This is a genomic window from Dietzia cercidiphylli (assembly GCF_014145145.1).
Lineage (GTDB): Bacteria > Actinomycetota > Actinomycetes > Mycobacteriales > Mycobacteriaceae > Dietzia > Dietzia natronolimnaea.
The window spans coordinates 1-3,003 of the sequence record NZ_JAALEA010000519.1 but is presented as its reverse complement, the minus strand read 5'-3'; the positions used below and the strand labels follow the sequence as shown (position 1 = coordinate 3,003).

The 3,003-nt window shown below is 70.9% G+C and carries 3 protein-coding genes; all 3 read right to left on the bottom strand.

From position 1 onward, the window contains the following. Nucleotides 1-1,376, bottom strand: a 1,376-nt coding sequence (locus tag G6028_RS16670; protein ID WP_182659540.1) for an MFS transporter, incomplete at its 3' end; no start/stop codon positions are given. A 63-nt stretch (nt 1,377-1,439) separates the two neighbouring features. Continuing rightward, the gene (locus G6028_RS16665) at nt 1,440-2,273 is read right to left on the bottom strand and encodes a 1,6-dihydroxycyclohexa-2,4-diene-1-carboxylate dehydrogenase (RefSeq protein ID WP_182659539.1); all 834 of its coding nucleotides are present in this window, start codon (nt 2,271-2,273) and stop codon (nt 1,440-1,442) included. Beyond that, nucleotides 2,270-3,003: GntR family transcriptional regulator (locus G6028_RS16660; RefSeq protein ID WP_182659538.1), on the bottom strand; the 734-nt coding region annotated here is incomplete at its 5' end. The genes G6028_RS16665 and G6028_RS16660, both read right to left, overlap by 4 nt.

Here is a 3,003-nt window from a genome sequence, read left to right as displayed (position 1 = left end):
GTGTCGGGGACCTGGGCGACCAGGCCCGGCGAGCGCGGGACGGCGAGGGTGATCACGGCCCCGACCAGGGCGACGCCCGCGAAGACGAGGAACGAGGTCTCCGCCTGGAGGCCCGCGGCGACGAGAAGGCCGCCGATGACCGGACCGAGAATTCCGCCCAGGCGCCCGAAACCCGCGCACCAGGCCACGCCCGCGGCGCGGGAACCGGTCTCGTAGTAGTTCGAGACGAAACCGTAGACGAGTACCTGGGTCCCGATGGTGCCCATCCCCGCCGCGGCGACGAGCAGGATCATCAGCGCGATCGGCGGGGAGAGGGTCACGGCGACCAGGGCGGACGTGGCCAGGAGGAAGGAGCAGGCCACGATCACGCGCGGGCCGTGCAGGTCGGCCAACCGCGACGCGGCCAGCCCGCCGGCGATGGCACCGCCGTTGAGGACCAGGAGGAAACCGAGGGAACTCTTGGCGTCGATACCGTACGACTCCATGATCGTCGGTAGCCAGGTGTTCAGCCCGTAGGTCAGGAGGAGTCCGGCGAAACTCATGAACCCGAGCAGGAGGGTGCCGAGTCGATAGGCCGGGGTCACCAACCCGGCGAATCCGGTGGGCGACGCTGCGGCGGTGCCCGCTGCGCCGGACCCGTCGGAGCCGGCGTCGTCAGAGGTCTCGGCGGGGGCGTCGATGAAGGAGTTGATCGGCAATCCTCGGGCGGAACACAGGGCGAGGGCCTCGTCGGTGCGTCCCCGCGAGGAGAGCCAGCGGGGCGACTCGGGCAGGGCGTACCACGCGTAGGGCAGGACGATGACGAGTGGCAGTGCGCCGATGAGGAAGAGTCCCCGCCACCCGATGTGGTCGCGCAGCAGCATCGCGAGGGCCGAGGCGAGGACTCCGCCGGCGGGGATACCGCTGTAGACCACGGCGTTGAACAGGTTCCGCCGCCCCGCGGGGGCGAACTCGGCGATGATCGCACCGGCGGTGGCGACGATCGCGCCGATGCCGAGGCCGGTGAGCAGGCGAAGGATCCCGAACGTCGTGATGTTCTGCGCGAAGGAGGTGGCGGCCATGCCCACCGAGAACCAGGCGATCGAGCCGAGCATGATCTTCCGACGGCCGATGCGGTCTCCGACGGCGCCCGCGCTCAGCGCCCCGATCATCACTCCGACGAGGGCGTACGAGCCCAGGGCGCCGGCCTGAGCGGCACCGAGGTGGCCGATCTGGCCGGGGTCCGCCATGAGCGTGGGCAGGATCGCGCCGTAGATGACGAGGTCGTAGCCGTCGAAGAGGATGGCCAGCGCGACGACGGCCAGGACCCCGTAGACGGTTCGCCGATGCGCGGGGGACTCCCAGACGTCGGCTGTGGTTGCGGTCTTCTCGGTCACGGTGGACCTCCGATGGGGGATGGGTGGGATGGGGATGGGTGGGAGCAGTGGCGGGGCGGGCGGTCAGCCCTGGTCCCCGCCGGCGACCGGGAGGACCGACCCGGTGATGTACGACGCCTCGGGGGAGGCCAGGAAGCAGATCGGGGCGGCCTGTTCGTGGAGGTCGCCGTAGCGACCGAGCGCGGTGGAGTCGACGGTCTGGTCCACGATCTGCTGGTACCAGCGCTTCTCCTCGTCGGTCCGGGCGTCACCGCCGCGGGGGATGCGGCGCTCCGGGGCGAGCGTTCCGCCGGGAGCGGTGGCCACCACCCGGATCCCGTGGGGAGCCGCCTCGAGCGCGAGGGCTGTGGTCAGTCCGTTCACTCCGCCCTTGGACGCCGCGTAGGGGACCCGGTTGACGCCGCGCGTGGCCACCGAGGACACGTTGACGATGGTGCCGGTCGCGACGGACACCATCGACGGGAGGACGGCCCGGCACATCCACAACGTGGGGAAGAGTGAACGGCGCACTTCCTTCTCGATCTGCTCCGGCGAGTACTCGTGGTAGGGCCGGGCCCAGATCGTGCCACCGACGTTGTTGATCAGTACGTCGATCCGGCCGTGGGTGGAGAGTGCGGCGTCGGCCGCGAATTGTGCGCCCTGGAATGTCTCGAGGTCGGCGACCACGGGGGTCACCCTGTGGCCGTCCGGCGACACGGCGGTCAGTTCCTCGGCGACCTCGGTGATCGCCTCCGCACGGTCGACGGCGGTGACGAGCGCGCCTTCCCGGGCGACCCGGTCGGCGACCGCACGACCGATTCCCTGAACCGCTCCGGTGACCAGGACGGACAGCCCGTCGAAACGTCCGGGGGAGAGGACGGGTGGGACGGCGTCGTGGTCACCGACCGGGGCGCTCATGACGCCGCCCCGACGGACGTGTCGGCGAGCGCGGCCCGCATGGTCGCCTTGGCGTGTTCGGTGTGGCGCCGGATCAGGTAGCGCGCCGCGTCGCGATCACCGTTCTCGAACGCGGTCACGATCTCGAGGTGCTCCGGCACGATGTCCTCCGACACCCAGCGGGCGTCCGGGAGGACGCTGTTCATCACCCGGGTGACCTCCAGGATCCGGTACGCCTGCAGGAGTGCCTCGTTGCCCGTGCACCGGAAGAGGTACTCGTGGAACTGGGCGTTGGCAGCGGTGAAGCGCGCCGGGTCGAGGAAGCGATCGCCGTGGATGTACTGGTTGGCCGACTCGGCGAGCATGCGGAACTCCGCGAGGCGAGTGGCGTCGAGCCGACCCATGGTGAGCTCGACGGCTCCGAGTTCGAGCGCCATCCGGGCGTCGAACTGGGCGTCCGAGTGGGTGATCCCGGGATGCACCTCGCCGCTGACGACACCGGTCGAGGACGTGATGGTCTCGGACCGCTCGCCGCCGGACAGCAAGAGGGACGACGACGTCGTCCTCGCGACGGAGGTCGGGAGGACGGGCTGCAGCGTCACGGGCCGAGGGATGTATCCCACCGGTCGGGCGGCGATGGGCGAGGTCGTCTCCTCGGCCGCCGGTCCCGGTGAGTACCCGGGCCCGAACACACCCGGGACACGGGACTCGAACCCGACCGGTCGGGCGGCGATGGCCGGCTGCGGGCCTT

Excerpts from the sequence above, each read along its gene's own strand:
- G6028_RS16665 (WP_182659539.1), bottom strand. The coding sequence starts at position 2,273 with ATGAGCGCCCCGGTCGGTGACCACGACGCCGTCCCACCCGTCCTCTCC.